Origin of the sequence: Oscillibacter sp. ER4, assembly GCF_000765235.1 — a bacterium.
Lineage (GTDB): Bacteria > Bacillota > Clostridia > Oscillospirales > Oscillospiraceae > Hominicoprocola > Hominicoprocola fusiformis.
On record NZ_JPJG01000054.1, the window covers coordinates 32,403 to 52,133 of the forward strand.

Consider the following 19,731-nt stretch of genomic DNA (forward strand, 5'->3'; position numbering starts at 1 on the left):
ATTAGTATAGCATAAGGCGGTCCAAATGAACAAGGGGGTATCTTCATGCAGCGGTATATTTTGGCGCTCGATCAGGGGACGACCAGCTCGCGCGCCATTCTGTTCGGGCGCGATGGCAGTGTCGGCGGACACGCGCAGCAGCCGTTTCGGCAGTATTATCCGCAGCCCGGCTGGGTCGAGCACGACCCGAACGAGATCTGGGAGAGCGAGCGCGCCGTTGCCGCGCAGGCCTTGCGCGAATCGGGCCTTGGCCGCGCGGTCGCGGCGATCGGCATCACGAACCAGCGCGAGACGACGATTCTTTGGGATCGCGCGACGGGCGAGCCCATCCACAACGCCATCGTCTGGCAGTGCCGCCGCACGGCGGACATCGCGGATGCCCTTCGCGAAAAGCGCGGCGTGAGCGAGCTTGTGGCCGAGAAAACGGGATTGCACATCGACGCCTACTTTTCCGCGACGAAGATCAAGTGGCTGCTCGACCACGTCCCCAGCGCGCGGGAAAGGGCCGAGCGCGGCGAAATTTTATTCGGTACGGTGGAGACATGGCTCATCTGGAGGCTGACGGGCGGCAAGGTCCACGTGACGGACTACTCGAACGCCAGCCGCACGATGCTCTTCAACATCCACACGCTTTCGTGGGATGAAGAGCTCTGCGCGCTGCTGGACATTCCGATGAACATTCTGCCGCGTCCCGTGTCCAACTCCGAAGTCTACGGCACGGTGGCGGAGGGCATCGAAGGGCTCGAAGAGCTCGCGGGTGTGCCGATCTGCGGCGCGGCGGGTGACCAGCAGGCGGCGCTGTTCGGGCAGGGCTGCTTTACGCGCGGACAGGCGAAGAACACCTACGGCACGGGCTGCTTCACGCTGATGAACGTCGGCGGCGCGCCGGTGCGCTCGCGCGCGGGACTGGTGACGACGGTGGGCTGGAGCTTAAACGGCGAGACGACCTACGCGCTCGAGGGCAGCGTCTTCAACGCGGGCTCGGCCATTCAATGGCTGCGCGACGAGTTGCAAGTCATTTCGACCTCGCACGAGTGCGACATTCTGGCAGAATCCGTTCCCGACAGCGGCGGCATTTACTTAGTGCCCGCGTTTACGGGCCTCGGTGCGCCGTATTGGGACATGTATGCGCGCGGCTGCGTCGTGGGCATCACGCGCGGCACGACGAAGGCGCACTTCGCCCGCGCAGTGCTCGAATCCATCGCCTATCAGGTCACCGACCTGATGACCGCCATGCGGCAGGACGCCGGCTGCGAGATCTCCCTTCTGCGTGTCGACGGCGGCGCGAGCGTCAGCGATTTGATGATGCAGTTTCAGGCGGATTTGCTGCGCATTCCGGTCGACCGGCCCGCGATGGTCGAGACGACGGCGTTTGGCGCGGCATCGCTCGCGGGTCTGGCCGCGGGCGTGTGGAAGGACTTGGACGAGCTGAGCACTCTCCGGTGCAGCGAGCGCGTCTTCACCCCCGAGCGGGCGCAGTACGAGTGTGAGGAGCTGTACCGCGGCTGGAAGCGCGCCGTCGGCTGCGCGCAGGGCTGGGTCGAGAAAAAGTGAACGCTGTCACAAAAAATTTATACTTTTGTCGTAAATTATCCATTGAAATGAAAGCCCCGGTAGCTTATACTGTCAATAACAAACCCGAGGACACGGTTTGAAAGGAGAAAGTATTATGGCATTTTTCGATAACTTCAGCAAGAAGGTTCAGGACGTCGCGTTCGTGGCGACTGAGAAGGCACAGCAGGTCGCGGCCGTTGCCGGTGAAAAGGCAAATGCCGTTGCCGATAAGGCCAAGACCGAGTATGAGATGGCATCTGAGCGCCGCAGCATGGACAAGAACTACCGCGCCATCGGCGAGTGGTATGTCTCCACGCTCGAGGGTGACGCGCCCGAAGCGGTCGCCGATATCGTCGCGGCCATCAAGGCCTCTCAGGAGAAGCTCGCCGCTTACGAGGCCGCCAAGGCTGAGGCTGCCGCTGCCAAGAAGGCGCAGGAGCCCATCATCGAGGTGACCATCGAGAAGGACGCGGAAGAGAAAGCGCCCGCTGCGGAGGAACCCAAGGAGCCTTCCGAAGCCGAGGAGACCAAGGAGGACTAAATCCTTCCCAATGTGCGGCGCAGCTCTGGCTGCGCCGCTTTTTTCCAGCTTAGGGCAAATCTGGTCTGCATAATTTGTTTTGTTTTGACTATATGAATAATACCAGGACGGGATATAATACGGCCAACAACCAAAACAAAGGAGCACCCGATCATGAACGATAAAAAGATCAGAAAGCTTGTCCTTGCCGCACTGCTTGCGGCGCTTGTCTGCGTGGCGACGATGGTCGTGCAGATCCCCTCTCCGATGCAGGGCTATGTGAACCTGGGCGACTGCTTCGTGCTGCTGTCCGGCTGGCTGCTGGGCCCCTGGTATGGCTTTGCGGCGGGCGGCATCGGCTCGATGCTGGCAGACATTTTCCTCGGCTATGCGCACTACGCTCCGGGCACCCTGGTCATCAAGGGCGTGATGGCGCTGGTCGCTGCGCTGATGTATGAAAAGATGGGCCGCACTGCGACCTCCCGCATCGCCGGCGGCGTTGTGAGCGAGATCATCATGGTGCTCGGCTATTTCGGCTACGCTTCTCTCCTGCTGGGCAAGGGCCTTGCCGCTGCGGCAAGCATCCCCGGCAACATCTTCCAGGGTGCGGTCGGCCTCGTGGTCGGCGTGCTGCTGGTCACGGTGCTTGAGCGCGCCAAGGTGACGGAGAAGCTGGCATAATAAATTTCTAAAGAGGTGTCAGATCATGGCGGGAATCGTACATGAGGTAGAAAATCATCGTCTGGTGGAACAGGCGGAGCAGGAGGCGGCAGAGGCGGCGCGCGAGCTTGCGGAGATCGCACATCTGCGCCGCGGACAGATCGTCGTCATCGGCTGCAGCACGAGCGAGGTCGTGGGCCATCAGGTCGGCAGCTGGTCGACGCCGGAGGTGGCGGACGCCATCTTCCGAGGGCTCTCCAGCGTATTTTCGCCCATGGGCGTGTATCTTGCCGCCCAGTGCTGCGAGCATTTGAACCGCGCGCTGATCGTGGAGCACGAGGCTGTGCCGAACGGCGAGATCGTCAACGTCCTGCCTCAGCCCAAGGCGGGCAGCTCGTTTGCGACGGCCGCGTACAAAGCGTTCCGCCATCCCGTGGCGCTCGAAGAGATACACGCCGACGCCGGACTTGACATTGGCGGCACGCTGATCGGCATGCACCTCAAAAAGGTCGCCGTTCCCGTTCGCTTGAAGCAGAACCGCATCGGTCAGGCCATTGTGCTGGCCGCGCGGACGCGTCCCAAATTCATCGGCGGCGAGCGTGCGATCTACGATGAGTCTCTCAAAGACGGTTATCCTGATTTCACCGATTGAACCAACACAGCAACAGAAAAAGCGTGATGCCCGATCTCGGGCATCGCGCTTTTTCGTCGGTTCCTATCAAATTTTTCAGGCGAGGAAGCCCTTGAGAATCGTGTCTTCGGCCTCCTCCTCGGTGAGACCAAGGGTCTGGAGCTTTAAGAGCTGGTCGCCTGCGATCTTGCCGATGGCAGCCTCGTGGATGAGCTGCGCGTCGGTCGAATTCGCGGTGATGGCGGGGATGGATTCGATCGTGGCCTTGCCCATGATGATCGAGTCGCACTGCACATGGCCGAAGCACTTGCTGTTGCCGACGACCACGGGGTGGAAGATCTGCTTGGACTCATCCTGCGCGACGGAGCGGGAGATGACGCGGCCGCGCGCATCTTCGCCGTTGAGCTCGATCTCCATGTCGCTCTCGGCGTGCTGTTTGCCGTGAGTGAGAAGGCGCTCGGTGATGACGGCCTCGGCGTCCTTGCCGCAGACGATCTTCGTTTTGCGCACGGTGGAGTCGATGCCGCGGATCTGCACGGTCTCCATCTGGATGCTCGCGCCCTCGTCAAGGTAGACGATCGTGGTGGGGTTCATCACGCGAGAACCCTCGCCGTCGCCCTCGCCGTAGTGCTTTTCCACATAGCGTACGTGGGAGTTTTTGGAGACGTAGAACGTGTGGACGCCGTCGTGGCGGCTCTCGTTGCAGCCGGAGTTGTGGATGCCGCAGCCTGCGACGATGTCGACGTCGCAGTTTTCGCCGACGTAGAAGTCGTTGTAGACCATTTCGGTCACGCCGCTCTTGCTGATGATGACGGGGATGTGGCACTGCTCACCCTTCGTACCGTCCTTGATGCGGATGATGATGCCGCTTTTACCCTCGGGCTGCGGGTCGATGGCGATGTGCTCGGTGGACTGGCGCGCCTCGCATCCGCTGTCCTTTCGAATGTTGAACGCGCCGACGGGCTTGCCCGTCAGGTCGGCGATCTTTTCAAGCAGGGAAGCGTCGATTTCGGTGATCATATTGTGTACTACCTCCTTACTTGTTCAGCACCGGGCAGGAGCCCAGCGTGTCCGCCATGATGAGCGGGAAAATTTCTTCTGTGCTGCCGCGGTGCTTGAGCTCGCCGCCGCCCACGACGACGATCTCGTCGGCGAGCTGGATGATGCGCTCCTGATGCGAGATGATGATCATCGTCGCAAGCTCGCGCTGGCGCAGCTGCTCGAACGTCTCAGTCAGGCGGGCGAAGCTCCACAGGTCGATGCCGGCCTCAGGCTCGTCGAAGATCATCAGCTCGCTGCCGCGGGCAAGGAGCGTTGCGATCTCGATGCGCTTGACCTCGCCGCCGGAGAGGGAGACGTCGACCTCGCGGTCGAGATAGTCGTTGGCGCAGAGGCCTACCTGCGTGAGGTACTTGCAGCACTTGTCCTTGCTGAGGTTTGCATCGCCCGAGGCGATGGTCAGAAGGTTGCGCACCGTGATGCCCTTGAAGCGCGGCGGCTGCTGAAAGCCGTAGCTGATGCCGAGTTTTGCGCGCTCGGTGATGCCAAGGTGCGTGATGTCCTGACCGTTGAAGAGGATCTGGCCGCCCGTCGGCGTGACAAGGCCCATGATGACCTTGGCGAGCGTCGTCTTGCCGCCGCCGTTGGGGCCGGTGAAGACGATGAGCTTGCGGTCAGGAATGTCGATGGAAATGTCGTTTAAGATCGTCTGCTCTCCCTCAGGGGTGGAGACGGTATAGGTGATGTGCTTCAGTTCCAGCATGAAAAGAAGACCTCCTTACAGAAACTGCCATTGCTTGTCTTTAGTATGGACCAGATGGCAGAGAATGAAAAGTTGCAAATGCAACAAAATGCGCAAAAATACAAAACAAATGTAGTTTACCAAAAAAAATGGAAAAAATCAACGAGAGAGGTGCGATTTTCAAGATTTTCTTTTTCCATGCGGGAAATAGAGAAATATCGGCTCTGCACGCCTGAAAAATGCACGCATAGGATAGAGACGAGAACCGTTCCGGAAAGGGGAAGAAGAACATGACGGAAATGAAAAAGCCTTGCGCCTGCGACTATGAAGCGTGCCGCGAGGTGTGGAAGCGCGTCGCGCCGGGGGAGGACCCGTACCCGATGGGGGACAATGCAAACACACAGATGAGCGCACAGGATAGCGAGCTCACGCTCCCAGGCGCGGAGGCGGACCCTTGCTGCATGGGCAGCGAGGCAAGCGTATCGGTCGAGGTGCTGCAGGGCTTTCTGCGCGAGGAGCTCGGCGACGCGCAGGTGTATGCCTATCTCGCCTCCTGCACGCCGCGGCGCGAGTTGGCGCGAGCGTTCCGCGCGCTGAGCGAGGACGAGAAGCGCCACGCGCGCGATCTGGCTGCCGCGATCTACTTAATCACCGGCAAGGCCTACTGCCCGCGCGTGTGCGTGGAGCAGCCGGATACGTGCGACCTCTGCGCGCTGCTGCGCAGCCTCTACCATGCGGAGGCCTGTGCGGGCTACAATTACGCCCGCGCGGGAGAGGAGACGCTGGACCTGTGCCTCAGCAAGCTGTTTGCGACGATGAGCGAAGACGAATACCGCCACGCAGAGCTTTTGATGAAGCTCCTCGGGCGGAAGATGAACGTCTGACGGGCAGAAAAAAGCGGAGCAGGAGAAATCCTGCTCCGCTTTGCTGTGCTTGGGTCATTCGATCGAGATGATATAGTAATAGACCGGTTGGCCGCCGCAGATCAGATTGACCTCGGCATCCGGGCACTTGCGGGTGAAGGCGTCGCACGCCTTGTGCGCGTCCTCTTCATTCACATCCTCGCCGTAGAAGACGGTGATGAACTCCGCTTCGCGGGACGCTGCCTCGTCGGAGAGCTCGTCGAGCAGCGCGGAGACGTCGCGGTCGGTGCCGAGCAGCTTGCCGTCCAGAAGTGCCAGATAATCGCCCTCGTGGATGTCGAAGCCGTCAAAATCGGAATTGCGCGCGGCGTAGGTGATCTGCGCGGTGGAGACGCACTGCGCGGCGTCCGTCATCGCCTTGGCGATGGCGTCTGCGTCGATCATGTCGGGATCGACGGCCATCATCGCGCTCACGCCCTGCGGGATGGAGGCGGTTGGGATGACCACGACAGTCTTCTCCGTCAGGCCGATGCACTGCTGTGCGGCCATGATGATGTTCTTGTTGTTCGGCAGCACGAAAACGGTGTGCGCGGGGACCTTTTTGATCTCCTTGAGGATGCTCTCGGTCGAGGGATTCATGGTTTGTCCGCCGCTGATGACGCCGTCGGCGCCAAGGTCGGTGAAGACGTTCGCAAGGCCCTCACCCGCGCAGACCGCGAGGAAGCCAAAGTCCTTTTCGGGCTCGGCTTCACCGGCATTTTCGTGCTCGGCGGCTTCGAGCTCCTGCTCGATGGCCTCAAGGTCGTCGGTGGACTGGGCCTTGCCGCCGGCGGCGAGCTGCTGGGCCTGCGTGCGCATGTTCTCGATCTTCGCGAGCTCGAGCGTGCCGTACTTCTGCGCCTCGGTCAGCGCCTCGCCCGGAATGTCGGTGTGAACGTGGACTTTGAAAGCCTCGTCGTCCTCGCCGATGACGAGCGAATCGCCGATGCCGTCGAGGAAGCGGCGGAACGGCTCAATGCTGCGTCCGCTCTTGCGGACGATGAACACGGTGTCGAACGTGAAGGTGATGTCCTCTTCGTTGAGCATGGCAAAATCGGCCTTCTCCTGTGCATTCTCTTCGGTGAGCTCGGGGCGCTCCTCGCCGCGCAGCGCGCTGAGCATACCGCCGAGAATCAGCAGGAAGCCCTTGCCGCCCGCGTCGACGACGCCGGCCTTTTTGAGAACGGGGTTCATGTCAGTCGTCTGCGCGAGCGTGATCTCGCCCTGGGCGATGGCCTGCTCGATGACGTACTCGACGCTGTTGTGCTCCTCGGCCGCGTTCACGGCGCGCTCGGCAGCGAGACGCGAAACGGTCAGGATCGTGCCCTCGGCGGGCTTCATCACGGCGTTATACGCCGCGGCGACACCCTCCTGAAGCGCGGCGGCAAACGCCGCGCCGTCGGCCTCCTTGCAGCCCTTGAGCTCCTTGGCGATGCCGCGGAAGAGAAGCGACAGAATGACGCCGGAATTGCCGCGCGCGCCGCGCAGCAGCGCAGACGCCGTGACAGAGGCGGCCTGATCGACCGTCGCGGGCTCGATCTTCTTGAGCTCCTGCGCCGCGGTCTGGATGGTAAGACTCATGTTCGTGCCCGTGTCGCCGTCGGGAACGGGGAATACATTCAAATCATTGATAGCTTGCTGTGCCTGTGCGATGGAGACGGTGCCGAAGAGCAGCATCTCCTTGAACATGGCACCATTGATGGTATCGTGCATAGGATGATGTCCTCCTCGGTTTTTACATATTCATGCTGTCGACGCAAACGTCGATGCTGCGGATGCTTGCGCCGGTGTTTTCGCTGACCATATAGCGCACCTGATTGATGATGGAGCGGCAGACGGCGGCGATGTTCACGCCGTGCTCCACAACGATGTGCAGCTCGATGGAAATGTCCCCTTCTTCGTGGGGAATGATGCGCACGCCCTTGCTCATCGCCTCGCGGCGCAGCAGGTGGACGAGCCCGTCGGTCATCGAGCGGTAGGCCATGCCCTTGACACCAAAGCAGCTCGTGGCCGCGGCGCCGGTGATATTAGACAGGGCAGCGTCGGAAATGCTGACTTCGCCCTTTTCGGTTTGTAGCCTGATCATGGAAGATACTCCTTTCTCCCTGGTCGATATGATATGACCATATCATTATATACGAAGCGGTGCAGAATAACAAGAGAAAATATTTTGCGTAAAATGCGGGAAAATGTCAAGGACTCTATTGAAAATAAACGGAAATTCACGTATTATGGAAACTAACGAGTTCATTGCGCCCGCTTTGGGCGCTGCGGAGGGATAAACATGAGAGTCATCACAGGCTCGGCGCGCGGACGGCGGCTGGGCGATCTCAAGGGCATGGAGACCCGCCCGACGACCGACAAGGTCAAGGAAAGCATTTTTAATTGTATCCAGTTCGACGTGGAGGATGCGCGCGTGCTCGATCTTTTTGCGGGCACGGGGCAGCTCGGCATCGAGGCGCTCTCGCGTGGGGCAAAAAGCGCGCTTTTTGTTGACAAGCGTGCAGACGCGGTCAAGCTCGTGCGCGAAAATCTCGCGCTGTGCCATCTGGAAGAAAACGCGCAGGTCATCTGCGGTGATTCACTCGCCGCGCTCGGCACGCAGAGCGGGAGGTTCGACATCATCTTCCTCGATCCGCCGTACGAAAGCGGACTTTTGGAGCAGGCGATGGAAAAGATCGCGCAGTTTGACATTTTATCACCCCATGGTATAATGGTCGCGGAAAGTCCGCAGAACCAGACGCTTCCCGAGCTTCCCGCGCCGTACGGACTGTATCGCGAGTACCGCTACGGCAAGATCAAGGTGAGCATCTATCACCGCGCGGTGGAGGAAGAGGCATGAGAATCGCAGTGTTTCCCGGCTCGTTCGACCCTGTGACGATCGGGCATCAGGACATTATCGCGCGCACGTCAAAGCTCTTTGACCGCGTGTACGTGTCTATCGTGCCGAACGGGACGAAGACGCACCCGATGTTCACCGACGAGCAGAAGCTCGCGCTCATGCGCGCGAGCGTCGAGGAGTTCCCCAATGTGGAAGCTGAGCTCGGCGGCGGACTTCTGACCGACTACGCGCTGCGTAAAAATGCGCAGTTTCTCGTGCGCGGTGTGCGCAACAGCGTGGATTTTGACGCCGAGCAGCAGCTCTCGCTCATCTATCGCGACGTGTCGGACGGCGCGCTCGAAACGGTGCTGCTGATCGCGGAACCGAAGTATCAGCACATCAGTTCCACGATGGTGCGCGAGATGATCAAATACGGACAAGACCTTGAAAAATATATGCCGCTGCGCGCGGCGGAGCTTGTGAAAGGATGGAGAGAAGACCATGGCGAACAATGATGTGCAGCATCTTTTGGATATGCTTTACGAGATGATCGACGGCGCGAAGAACGCGCCGCTGACGAGCGACAAGTGCATTCTGAACCGCGACGAGGCGCTCGACCTGCTCGACGAGATTCGCGCCCAGCTCCCGGTGGAGCTTTCCCGCGCGCAGGAGCTCATCCGCGCAAAGGAGGACTATGTCAAGGCCGCCAAGCGCGACGTCGAGCGCATGATGCAGCAGGCCGAGCAGGACGCGAAGAACAAGGTCTCCGAGACCGAGGTGCTCGGTATCGCCCGCGAAAAGAGCCACGAGATCATCAAAAAGGCCGAGGACCGCTCGCGCGAAATGTACCGCGTGGCCAACGAGTACACCGAGGATGCGCTGCGCCGCACCGAGGAGGCCATCCAGATGGCGCTCGAGGAGGTCAAGCAGTCCCGCGTGCGCTTCCGCGCCGCCTCTGCCGAGCAGATGCAGAAGCGCCGCGAGGAGCTGGCACAGTCAGCTGAAAAGCAGACGCAGAACGGATAAAATTTTGTCAAAAGTGACAAAAACCGACATGATCGGTAGACATAATCTATATTTGGGCATAGCATAAAGGGCCGCCACAAGATATTGTGGCGGCCCTTTTTTAACCAAAACCAAAGTAGAACATGCGTTTTAAAAATACGGTGCACTGGCCGAATTTTCACAGGAAAAAGCGGTAAAAGGCTTGAAATCTCAGGGAAATTTCTGCTTGCATTTTTTATGTGAATCTCGTATACTCAAAACAAAGGTGGGGGAAAGTGGTGTATCATACCATGAAAATGGCTTACTTTCCCACATAAGCATCAGATCGGACGCGGTACGGCTTTTTCCAAAATGAAGAAAAGGCCGCGCTTTCGTGCCCTCTGTATGCGAAAATGCACAGAAAAAGGGGGTCAGCCGCCGTGACGGGTCAGTATCAGCACACGATCGACGCCAAGGGGCGGCTCTTTATCCCCGCGAAGCTGCGCGAGGAGCTCGGCGACACGTTTTATGTCACCATGGGCATGGACTCCTGCCTGAGCATCTATTCCGACGCCTCCTGGGCGCGCTTCACCGAAAAGTTTGAAAGCCTGCCTTACACGAAGACCAAGGCCATGCGCCCGCTCTTCGCCAACGCCGCCAAGTGCGAGCCCGACGCGCAGGGGCGCATCGTGCTGCCGCAGAAGCTCAGAGCCTACGCCCACCTTGAAAAAGACGTGGTCGTGATCGGTGTTTCGAACCGCGCCGAGATCTGGAATGCGGAGAAGTGGGCAGAGATCGAGGCCGAGGAGCTCAATCCCGAGAATCTGGCCGCCGTGATGGAAGAGCTGGGATTCTGATATGGAAGAGAACTACGGCCATAAGCCGGTACTGCTGCACGAGTGCCTCGGCGCGCTCGCCATCAAGCCCGACGGCATCTATGTGGACGGCACGCTCGGTCGCGCCGGACACTCGCTCGAGATCGTGCGCCGCCTGACGACGGGCCGTCTCATTGCGCTTGACCGTGACGAGACCGCGATCGAAGCGGCAAACCGCCGCCTCGGCGATTATTTGGACAAGGTCACGCTCGTCCACAGCAATTTCAGCGCGCTCGACGCTGTGCTGCACGAGCTGGGCGTCCACGGCGTGGACGGGATGCTTTTTGACCTCGGTGTTTCCTCCCCGCAGCTCGACGAAGCGCAGCGCGGGTTTTCCTACAAGCAGGACGCGCCGCTCGATATGCGCATGGACGAATCCGCCGCACTGACCGCGCGCGAGGTCATGAATACCTATTCTTATGAAGAGCTGCGCCGCATCCTCTTTGAATACGGCGAGGAGCGCTATGCGCCCGCCATCGCGAAGAGGATTTGCCAGCACCGCGAGCAAAAGCCCATCGAAACGACGCTTGAGCTCGCCGATATCATCCGTTCGGCCATGCCCGCGAGCGCGCTGCGCGAAAAGCAGCACCCTGCCAAGCGTAGCTTTCAGGCCATCCGCATTGCCGTGAACGACGAGCTGGGCGAGCTTCCGCCGATGCTCGACGCGGCGGAGAAAAATCTGAAACCGGGCGGACGGCTCGCGGTCATCACGTTCCACTCGCTCGAAGACCGCATCGTCAAGAAGAAGTTACAGGAGCTTGCACAGGGCTGCATCTGCCCGCCAGAATTTCCGGTGTGCGTGTGCGGACGAAAGCCAAAGGTCAAGCTCATCACAAGAAAGCCCATCGTTTCGGGCGAAGAAGAACTCGCAGAGAATCCCCGTGCCCGCAGCGCCAAGCTGCGCGTCGCGGAAAAGTGCTGACAACAGCCGAAAATACGCAAAAGAAAGGAGATCGCCATGGCCAGCCGCAGAGAGCAGAACATGAAATACCGCCGCTACAGCGGACGAGTCAATGGCAATCTCGCTTACGATCCCGCCTACGAAGAGCGCCAGCGCAGGCTGCGCCGCGAGCGTGAATACGAGCGTGAGCACGAGCGTCAGCGCGAGGAATTCATGCGTCCCCCGCAGCGGAAGGTGCAGAAAAAGGCTGCGCCCGTCCGCCGTCAACGCGAAAAGGTCTCGCTCGGCACGCTGTGCGGCTTTATGGCGCTGGCCGCAATGGTCGCGCTGATGATCATGTGCCGCGCACAGCTGACGGAAATATCCGCGCAGGTCGTCTCCGTGCAGAAGGAAATCTCCGCGCTCGAAGACGAGCATGTCGCGCTGCTCACGCGCTACGAAAAAACCTTTGACCTCACCACCATCAAGGAGGCGGCGGCCGCGGCCGGTATGGCCAAGCCCAGCGCCTCGCAGGTCTACTACATCGACCTGTCGGAGCCCGACAGCGTGGTCGTCTACCAGCAGAAGAGCCAGAACGTTTTGTCGCGGGTGCTCACGTCGCTCGGCAACGGCGTATGCGCAGTGGTGGAATATTTCAAATGAGCGAAGCTATACATAAGGAGTAAGGAGCTTCCTTACTCCTTTTCCATCTTTAAGGAGGATGAACGACTGTGGCACCACGCCCCCAGAACCAGAAAAGACGGCCCGAATCCGCGCGCCGCGCAAACCGCATCATTCAGACAAGAACGCTGCTGCTTCTGGGCGTGTTCGGCGTGCTGACGTTTGTGCTGCTCTTCACCCAACTCTATCACTGGCAGATCACCGAGCATGACGAGCTCCAGTCCGTCGCTGTGCGCCAGCAAACGCTGCGCACCACGGTGGAGGCGAGCCGCGGCACGATCTACGATCGAAACGGCACGATCCTCGCGATGTCCGCCTCGGCGGAGGATATTTTCATCTCTCCGAAGGAGATCATCGAAAACGATCAGGATCAAAACCTGATCGCCAACGGCCTTGCTGAAATTCTGGACCTTGACCCCGCTGGCATTCTCAAAAAGATGGAGAAGACGACCTCGCAGTACGAGATTCTTGTCAAAAAGGCGGACGATGAGCTCGCCGACAGGGTGCGCGAATTCATCAATGAGAACGACCTCAAGGGCGTTTTCATTCGTCCGACGAGCAAGAGGACCTATCCCAAGGGGACGCTCGCCTCACAGGTCATCGGCTTTGCCAATGAAAACGGCGGCGCGATGGGCCTTGAGGCGGCGTACAACGACGAGCTGACCGGTGAGAACGGTATGGTCGTCACCGCGCGCGACCGCGACGGCCGCTCCGTGCTCTACCAGTACGACCAGTATTTCGACGCGGAAAACGGCTGCGACCTGCACACGACGCTCGACACGACCATCCAGTATTACCTTGAGAAAGGTGTGCAGGAGCTCGAGGCGCGCTTCGGCACTGGCAAGGGCGCCGAGGGCATCGTCATGGATGTCAACACCGGCGCGGTGCTGGCGATGGCGTCGCTGCCGACCTACGACTTGAATTCCCCCGGCACGGTCTACAACGACTTTCTGACCTCTGGCATGACGGAGGAGCAGGTCCTCGAAAACATGAGTGACCTTCTCAACAAGCAGTGGCGCAGCAAGGCCATCAACGACACCTACGAGCCGGGCTCCACGTTCAAAACACTGACGCTCGCGATGGCGCTTGAGGAAAACGTTGTCGACCTGAACACGGGCTTCTATTGCAGCGGCAGCGTAAAGATCGAGGGCGAGACCATCAACTGCTCCAAGCGCGCGCCCGGTCACGGCCAGCAAAACCTGACGCAGGCGTTCGCCAACTCCTGCAACCCCGCGTTCATCAACATTGGCCTTCGCATCGGCAACGACAAGTTTTACCAGTACATGCTGGACTTTGGCCTGACGGAGAAGACCGGCGTCGACACCACGGGCGAGGCCAGCGGCTTCGTCAACAGCGAAATTAAATATTCGACGCTGGCGCTGGCGTGCTACGCCTTCGGCCAGAACTTCAACGTCACGCCTATCGCACTGCTGGCGGCGCAGTGCGCCTGCGTCAACGGCGGCTACCTCTACACGCCCTATCTTGTCGAAGAGATTACCGACCAGGACGGCAACGTCGTCTCCAAGCACGACTCCACGCCCATCCGTCAGGTCGTCTCCGAGGAGACGTCCGCGCTTGTGCGCGACATCATGGAGTATGAGGTCACAAGCGGCACGGGCAAGAACGGTCAGGTCGCGGGCTACCGCATCGGCGGCAAGACCGGCACGGCCGATAAGGTCGGCGGCGGCGTCATCGTCTCGTTCGTGTGCTTCGCCCCCGCGGATGACCCGCAGGTGATGATGCTCCTGACGCTCGACGAGCCGAGCAAGTGGACCGGTACCTACGTTTCCGGCGGTAACATGGTCGCCCCCGTGGCGAGTTCCGTCATGGGCGAGATCCTGCCGTATCTCGGCATTGAGCCGAGCTACACCGCTGAAGAGCTCGTCGGCGCGGATAAGACTGTGCCGAACGTCGTCGGCCTCAGCAAGGACGCGGCGGCCGAGCGCCTGAGCGCGAACGGCTTCAGCTTCCGCACCGTCGGCAGCGGCGATACCGTCACCGACCAGACGCCCGCAGGCGGCGCGATCGTACCGAACAGCGCGGAGATCATCCTCTACCTCGGCGCGGAGAAGTCGACTGACAAGTGCATCGTCCCGAACGTCGTGGGCGACAGCGCCGCGACCGCGAACCAGAAGATCGTGAACGCGGGGCTCATCATGGGCGTTTCCGGCGCGACGAACGCAAGCTCGTCCACGGTGCGCGCCATCTCGCAGAGCATCGCCGCGGGCACGGAGGTCGAGGCCGGTACGGTCGTGCGCGTCCAGTTCAGCGACAGCTCGGTGCGCGACTAAAGACAGCAAGACCCAATTCCGAAAGGAATTTTTCAAACGCAGTTATCTGAGCTTATTTCCGCATTAGAAGACAAAACGGTGCATGCGCCGCCTGACCTGATAGTCAGAGGCCTTGCGCTCGATTCCCGCAAGGTAGAAGAGGGATTCCTCTTCTTTGCCCTGCCGGGGGAGAAGGAGGACGGCGGCGAGTTTATCGCCGAAGCCAAAGCGCGCGGCGCGGCCTGCGCCGTGTGCGAGCATCCACCGGAGACGGAAATTCCCTATATCTTAGTGCCGGATGCGCACAAAGCGCTTGCGCTTTGCGCGGCGGTATGGTATGGTACTCCGGCGGGAAAACTCACCGTGGTCGGCGTGACCGGCACAAACGGCAAAACGACCACGACGTATCTCATCAAACAGCTTTTGGAGCGCACGAAGGGCGCAAAGGTCGGCCTGATCGGCACGAATCAGAATTTGATCAGTGACAAGACCATCCCGACCGACCGCACAACGCCCGACGCGCTGACCGTGCAGCGCCTGCTCGCCCAGATGGTCGATGCGGGCTGCACCTATGCCGTGATGGAGGTCTCGTCCCACGCGCTGATGCAGAGCAGGGTAGAAGGAATCCGATTCCGCGTCGGTGTTTTCACGAACCTGACGCAGGATCATCTTGACTACCACGGCACGATGGAGGCCTACTGCGACGCGAAGTCGAGGCTTTTCGACCAGTGTGACATCGCCTGCGTTAACGGTGACGATGCGTGGACGGAGCGCTTGCTCGCCCGCTTTACGAGCGAGCGGATCACATTCGGGCAGGGCATGACGAATGACCTTGTCGGCTGGCGTGCCCGCTACGAAAACGACTGTGTGCGCTTTACCGCCTGCACCGACTTCGACCACGAGGAGACGAAAATCGGCATCCCCGGCGGCTTTTCGCTCTATAACGCGCTCGCGGCGCTCTGCGCCGTGCAGGCGCTCGGCGTGCCGCTTTCCGACGCGGCAAAAGCGCTGACGGAATGTGTCGGCGTTAAGGGGCGGTGCGAGGTCGTACCGCTTGATGCACCGTTCACCGTCATCATTGACTATGCGCACACGCCCGACGGGCTCAAAAATATTCTCTCTACGGTCTGCGGCTTTGCTGACGGGCGCGTCATCGCGCTCTTTGGCTGCGGGGGAGACCGCGACAGGACAAAGCGACCCCGCATGGGCCGCATCGCCGCGGCGCTCTCGGACTTCGTTGTCCTCACGAGTGACAATCCCCGCACCGAAGACCCTTACACCATCCTGCGCGATGTGCTCCCCGCCATTTTGGAGAGCAGAACGCCGTTCGCCGTCATCGAGAACCGGCGCGAGGCCATCGGCTTTGCTCTGCGCGAGGCGAAAGCGCGCGACGTCGTCGTCCTCTGCGGCAAGGGGCACGAGACCTATCAGGAGATCGGAACGATAAAATACCACCTCGACGAGAGGGAGGTCGTGCGCGAGAGGTTCGCGCAAGTACAAAGGAAGGACGCCGCCGACGCGGCGAAGGAAAACGAACATGAAGATCATCATTGCCTGCATACTGAGCTTCGCGGTCTCCGCGATCACGGGAAAATTTCTGGTCCCTGAGCTGAGAAAGCTCAAGGCCGGACAGAGCATCCGCGAGGACGGCCCCACCTGGCACGCCGGAAAGGCCGGCACGCCGACAATGGGCGGCTTAATGTTCATCCTCGGCATCTTCGTCTCTATCCTGATCTGCGGCTGGAAGGGCATGATGGCGGGGAACTTTGAGCACCTCTACATCTTCTTTTTTGCGCTGATCTTCGGCGGCATCGGCTTTTTAGACGACTTTGAAAAGGTGAAGCACAAGCAGAACCTCGGCCTTACGGCCATCCAGAAGTTCCTGCTCCAGCTCGCCGCGGCGGTCGCGTTCCTCTGCCTGATGCGATTTGAGGGTATGCTGACGCCGAACCTCTACGTGCCGTTTTTCAACACGCAGATCGTCATGAGCTGGTGGGTGTACATGGTGTTTGCGGCGTTTGTCATCGTCGGCACGGTCAACGCCGTCAACATCACGGACGGCATCGACGGCTTGGCCGGCAGCGTGACGGTGCCGGTCGGCCTGTTTTTCACCGTGCTCGCCATCTGGTGGCAGGGCTATGAGCAGCTCGGCATTTATGCTGCGGCGCTCGTCGGGGGAATTCTCGGCTTCCTCATCTATAATTTCCACCCCGCCAAGGTCTTCATGGGCGACACAGGCTCGCTGTTTCTCGGCGGCACGGTGGCGGCGCTGGCCTTTGCCTACGATATGCCGCTCGTGCTGATCCCCGTCGGCTTTGTCTACATCTGCGAGACGCTGTCCGACATTTTGCAGGTCATCTACTTCAAGGCGACGCACGGCAAGCGCCTTTTCAAGATGGCGCCGCTGCACCACCACTTCGAGCTCTGCGGCTGGAGCGAAGGAAAGCTCGTCGCCGTGTTCACCAGCGTGAGTGCGCTGTGCTGTCTGGCGGCGCTGTTCGGAGTACTCAACAGATTTCATTTTTGAGAAACGGCAAGCCGATTCTCAAAAATGAGAGGGGATGCGCGGCGCTCTGTGCCTCGCCGCCCTTGGCGGCTCGACACTCACTCTGCGAGAAGTATTTTTCGCCACGCACCGGTCGCGGCGAAAAATGATTAAAAATATTTCGCGCCTGCGGGCGCGAAAGCCTGCGACGCTTGGTTGCAAAATGGAGGCAAACTCGCGCAGAGCGCGAGTTTGCAATCAGTATGAAAGGGGGAAGACTGCATGACCAAGGAAGAACGCTTGCTGCGGCAGGAGCAGCGCGAGCGGGCGAAGGCCATCGAGGCGGCGGCGCGCGAAGCGGGCCGCGGACCGCTGGACCTTCCGTATCTTCTGCTGGTGCTTACGCTCGTGGGCGTGGGTCTGATCATGCTGTTTTCCGCAAGTTTCCCCTCGGCCTACTATGAAGAGGGTAACCCCGCGCACTACCTCATCCGTCAGGGCATTTTTGCGATCCTCGGTATCACGGCGATGTTTATTGTCGGCAAGATCAATTACGAGCGCTATCGCGCGGTGGCGAAGATGCTGCTGATCTTTTCCATCATCCTGCTGGTGCTCGTTCTGATCCCGGGCATCGGCACGGGCAGACTGACGCACGGCGCGCAGCGCTGGATCCGTCTCGGACCCATCCAGTTCCAGCCGTCTGAGATCACCAAGGTCGGCATCATCCTCTATTTTGCCGACAGCATTTCGAAGAAGAAAGACAAAATGGCCACGCTGCGCTACGGCATCGTGCCCTATGCTGCCATCCTCGGCGTGATTGCGGCGCTGATGGCGAAGGAGCCGCACTTTTCCGGTATGGTGCTGCTGCTCGGCATCGGTGCTGTGATGATGTATGTCGGCGGCATCCGCAACTACTGGGTCGGTCTCGGCTTTGCGCTGGTGCTGCTGGTGATCTACGCTTTTGCGACCGGCATCATCACCTACAACTCGAGTCGAATCGACATCTGGCTCGACCCGTTCAACGAAGAGTGGATGCGCGATAAGGGCTATCAGATCCGGCAGAGCTTGCTCTCCATCGGTTCGGGCGGATTGTTCGGATTGGGCCTTGGCAAGAGCCGGCAGAAGTTTCTGTTCCTGCCCGAAGAGCACAACGACTTTATTTTCGCCATCATCTGCGAGGAGCTCGGCCTTGTCGGCGCGACGATCATCATGGTCATGTTCGCGCTGCTCATCATCCGCGGCTACTGGATCGCCCTGCACGCGCGCGACCGCTTCGGAAGCCTTCTTGCCGTCGGCGTGACGACGCAGATCGCCTTGCAGGTATTCCTGAACATCGCGGTCGTGACGAATCTGATCCCGAACACGGGCATTTCGTTGCCATTTTTCAGCTACGGCGGCACGGCGCTTGTGATTCAGCTGGCCGAGGTCGGCATCGTACTGAGCGTTTCGCGCCAGATGCGCTGACGCGGGAAGGAGAAAACGGCTATGAAGGTCATCTTTACCTGCGGCGGCACGGCAGGACACGTCAACCCCGCGCTCGCGCTCGCGGGCTATATGCGGGAAAAGGACGCGGGCACGCAGATCTTATTCGTCGGCGCGGAGCGCGGACTGGAGCGCGATTTGATCGCGCACACGGACTATCCGTTCCGTACGGTGAACATTTCATCGTTCCACCGCTCGTTCAAGCCCGCGGAGATCAGGCACAACCTTGTTTCACTCAAAAATCTCGCCCACGCCGAGCGTGAGGCGAACGCGATCTTAAATGATTTTCACCCCGACCTGATCGTCGGCACCGGCGGCTACGCGAGCTATCCACTCGTGCGCTACGGCGCAAAGGCGGGCATCCCCACGGCGGTGCACGAGTCGAACATCGTGCCGGGGCTGACGACGCGACAGCTGGAGCCCCACTGCGACCGCATCATGGTTGGCTTTGAGGACTGCCGCGCGCACTACAAGCACCCCGAAAAGGTGGTCGTGACCGGTACGCCCGTGCGCGGTGACTTTTTCACAGTGACAAAGCAGCAGGCGAAGGAAAAGCTCGGCATGAACGACGGGCGCAAGCTCATCGTCTCGTTCTGGGGCAGCCTCGGGTCGAACGCGATGAACCGCGCGATGGCGGAGTTTTTGGCGCTTGAGAGCGCGAAGGAGCCCTTTTACCATATCCACGGCGTCGGCGAGATCTGCTGGAAGCCGATGCAGCAGTGGATGCACGATGACGGGTTGGAGATCACCGAGCATCCCGCGCTCGACGTGCGCGAGTACATCTACGACATGGCGACTGTCATGCGCGCCGCCGACCTCGTTATCTGCCGCGCGGGCGCGTCCACGCTCAGCGAGCTGACGGTGCTCGGCGTTCCGGCGATACTTGTGCCGTCGCCCAACGTGACGAATCACCATCAGGAAAAGAACGCGGCGCTGCTCGGCGACCACGGCGCGGCGCTCGTGCTGCCGGAAGAGGGCCTTGACGGCAAGAAGCTCTTCGCCGCCGCGGCGGGCGTTCTGAACGATCCGCAGCGGATGGAGACGATGTCCCAGAACATGGCGGCGCTCGGCATCCCCGACGCGACCAAGCGCATCTACGACACAGTGATGACGCTTCTCAAGTGAAAGAGAATAAAAAGGAAGCGAGCCGTGAGGTGAAGTGACCCCAAAAAGTTAGACAATATTCTGAAGTAAAAATTGTTCAAGCAGCTGAAAGGGCTTGCTGTCTGTGAATTGCAGGCGGCA

At 60.2% G+C, this 19,731-nt stretch carries 20 protein-coding genes; 16 read left to right on the forward strand and 4 right to left on the reverse strand.

What is annotated here, in order from left to right; all coding sequences use genetic code 11:
• Positions 1-45 precede the first annotated feature (45 nt).
• From glpK to NI20_RS0108675, 4 genes are all read left to right on the forward strand, one after another.
• Positions 46-1,554 carry a glycerol kinase GlpK gene (gene glpK / locus NI20_RS0108660; protein ID WP_033121008.1) on the forward strand — a complete coding sequence of 503 codons (1,509 nt, stop codon included), beginning with the start codon at positions 46-48 and terminating at the stop codon, positions 1,552-1,554.
• 115 nt (positions 1,555-1,669) lie between these two features.
• Entirely contained in the window at positions 1,670-2,095 is a 426-nt protein-coding gene (locus NI20_RS0108665) for a hypothetical protein (protein WP_052084540.1), read from the forward strand.
• Between the two features lie 153 nt (positions 2,096-2,248).
• Positions 2,249-2,755 carry an ECF transporter S component gene (locus NI20_RS0108670; RefSeq protein ID WP_033121009.1) on the forward strand — a complete coding sequence of 169 codons (507 nt, stop codon included), beginning with the start codon at positions 2,249-2,251 and terminating at the stop codon, positions 2,753-2,755.
• A gap of 25 nt (positions 2,756-2,780) precedes the next feature.
• Positions 2,781-3,386 carry a TIGR01440 family protein gene (locus NI20_RS0108675; protein WP_033121010.1) on the forward strand — a complete coding sequence of 202 codons (606 nt, stop codon included), beginning with the start codon at positions 2,781-2,783 and terminating at the stop codon, positions 3,384-3,386.
• Positions 3,387-3,461: 75 nt separating this feature from the next.
• Here NI20_RS0108675 and NI20_RS0108680 read toward each other — a convergent pair whose 3' ends face one another.
• Both NI20_RS0108680 and NI20_RS0108685 read right to left on the reverse strand, forming a co-directional pair.
• Positions 3,462-4,385, reverse strand: a complete 924-nt coding sequence (locus NI20_RS0108680; RefSeq protein WP_118603886.1) for a SufD family Fe-S cluster assembly protein — start codon at positions 4,383-4,385, stop codon at positions 3,462-3,464.
• A 16-nt stretch (positions 4,386-4,401) separates the two neighbouring features.
• Positions 4,402-5,127 carry an ABC transporter ATP-binding protein gene (locus NI20_RS0108685; RefSeq protein ID WP_033121011.1) on the reverse strand — a complete coding sequence of 242 codons (726 nt, stop codon included), beginning with the start codon at positions 5,125-5,127 and terminating at the stop codon, positions 4,402-4,404.
• Between the two features lie 269 nt (positions 5,128-5,396).
• On the opposite strand from NI20_RS0108685, the gene NI20_RS0108690 reads away from it, so the two are divergent.
• A complete protein-coding gene (locus NI20_RS0108690; RefSeq protein WP_052084542.1) occupies positions 5,397-5,990 on the forward strand; it encodes a ferritin-like domain-containing protein in 594 nt (197 codons plus the stop codon).
• A gap of 54 nt (positions 5,991-6,044) precedes the next feature.
• Here NI20_RS0108690 and NI20_RS0108695 read toward each other — a convergent pair whose 3' ends face one another.
• Together NI20_RS0108695 and NI20_RS0108700 are read right to left on the reverse strand one after the other, a co-directional pair.
• The gene (locus NI20_RS0108695; RefSeq protein ID WP_033121012.1) at positions 6,045-7,721 is read right to left on the reverse strand and encodes a DAK2 domain-containing protein; all 1,677 of its coding nucleotides are present in this window, start codon (positions 7,719-7,721) and stop codon (positions 6,045-6,047) included.
• A gap of 22 nt (positions 7,722-7,743) precedes the next feature.
• Positions 7,744-8,094, reverse strand: a complete 351-nt coding sequence (locus NI20_RS0108700) for an Asp23/Gls24 family envelope stress response protein (RefSeq protein WP_242842967.1) — start codon at positions 8,092-8,094, stop codon at positions 7,744-7,746.
• A 198-nt stretch (positions 8,095-8,292) separates the two neighbouring features.
• On the opposite strand from NI20_RS0108700, the gene rsmD reads away from it, so the two are divergent.
• From rsmD to murG, 11 genes are all read left to right on the forward strand, one after another.
• Positions 8,293-8,850, forward strand: a complete 558-nt coding sequence (rsmD, locus tag NI20_RS0108705) for a 16S rRNA (guanine(966)-N(2))-methyltransferase RsmD (RefSeq protein WP_033121013.1) — start codon at positions 8,293-8,295, stop codon at positions 8,848-8,850.
• Positions 8,847-9,344, forward strand: coding sequence for a pantetheine-phosphate adenylyltransferase (gene coaD, locus NI20_RS0108710; RefSeq protein WP_033121014.1), 498 nt, complete (start codon positions 8,847-8,849; stop codon positions 9,342-9,344). Before rsmD ends, coaD begins: the two co-directional genes overlap by 4 nt.
• Positions 9,331-9,855 carry a hypothetical protein gene (locus NI20_RS0108715; RefSeq protein ID WP_033121015.1) on the forward strand — a complete coding sequence of 175 codons (525 nt, stop codon included), beginning with the start codon at positions 9,331-9,333 and terminating at the stop codon, positions 9,853-9,855. Before coaD ends, NI20_RS0108715 begins: the two co-directional genes overlap by 14 nt.
• Before the next feature lie 398 nt (positions 9,856-10,253).
• Positions 10,254-10,670, forward strand: a complete 417-nt coding sequence (gene mraZ, locus NI20_RS0108720) for a division/cell wall cluster transcriptional repressor MraZ (protein ID WP_033121016.1) — start codon at positions 10,254-10,256, stop codon at positions 10,668-10,670.
• Position 10,671: 1 nt separating this feature from the next.
• Complete coding sequence (rsmH, locus tag NI20_RS0108725; protein WP_033121017.1) at positions 10,672-11,610, forward strand: 16S rRNA (cytosine(1402)-N(4))-methyltransferase RsmH; 939 nt, start codon at positions 10,672-10,674, stop codon at positions 11,608-11,610.
• A gap of 36 nt (positions 11,611-11,646) precedes the next feature.
• The gene (locus tag NI20_RS0108730) at positions 11,647-12,231 is read left to right on the forward strand and encodes a hypothetical protein (RefSeq protein ID WP_033121018.1); all 585 of its coding nucleotides are present in this window, start codon (positions 11,647-11,649) and stop codon (positions 12,229-12,231) included.
• A 68-nt stretch (positions 12,232-12,299) separates the two neighbouring features.
• Complete coding sequence (locus NI20_RS0108735) at positions 12,300-14,540, forward strand: penicillin-binding transpeptidase domain-containing protein (protein WP_033121019.1); 2,241 nt, start codon at positions 12,300-12,302, stop codon at positions 14,538-14,540.
• Positions 14,541-14,567: 27 nt separating this feature from the next.
• Positions 14,568-16,127, forward strand: coding sequence for a UDP-N-acetylmuramoyl-L-alanyl-D-glutamate--2,6-diaminopimelate ligase (locus NI20_RS0108740; RefSeq protein WP_081958440.1), 1,560 nt, complete (start codon positions 14,568-14,570; stop codon positions 16,125-16,127).
• On the forward strand, positions 16,057-17,046 hold the full coding sequence (gene mraY, locus NI20_RS0108745; RefSeq protein ID WP_033121020.1) for a phospho-N-acetylmuramoyl-pentapeptide-transferase: 990 nt from the start codon (positions 16,057-16,059) through the stop codon (positions 17,044-17,046). Before NI20_RS0108740 ends, mraY begins: the two co-directional genes overlap by 71 nt.
• A gap of 240 nt (positions 17,047-17,286) precedes the next feature.
• Positions 17,287-18,468, forward strand: a complete 1,182-nt coding sequence (gene ftsW, locus NI20_RS0108750; RefSeq protein WP_197055373.1) for a putative lipid II flippase FtsW — start codon at positions 17,287-17,289, stop codon at positions 18,466-18,468.
• A 21-nt stretch (positions 18,469-18,489) separates the two neighbouring features.
• The gene (gene murG / locus NI20_RS0108755) at positions 18,490-19,611 is read left to right on the forward strand and encodes an undecaprenyldiphospho-muramoylpentapeptide beta-N-acetylglucosaminyltransferase (RefSeq protein ID WP_033121021.1); all 1,122 of its coding nucleotides are present in this window, start codon (positions 18,490-18,492) and stop codon (positions 19,609-19,611) included.
• The last annotated feature ends 120 nt before the right edge of the window (positions 19,612-19,731 follow it).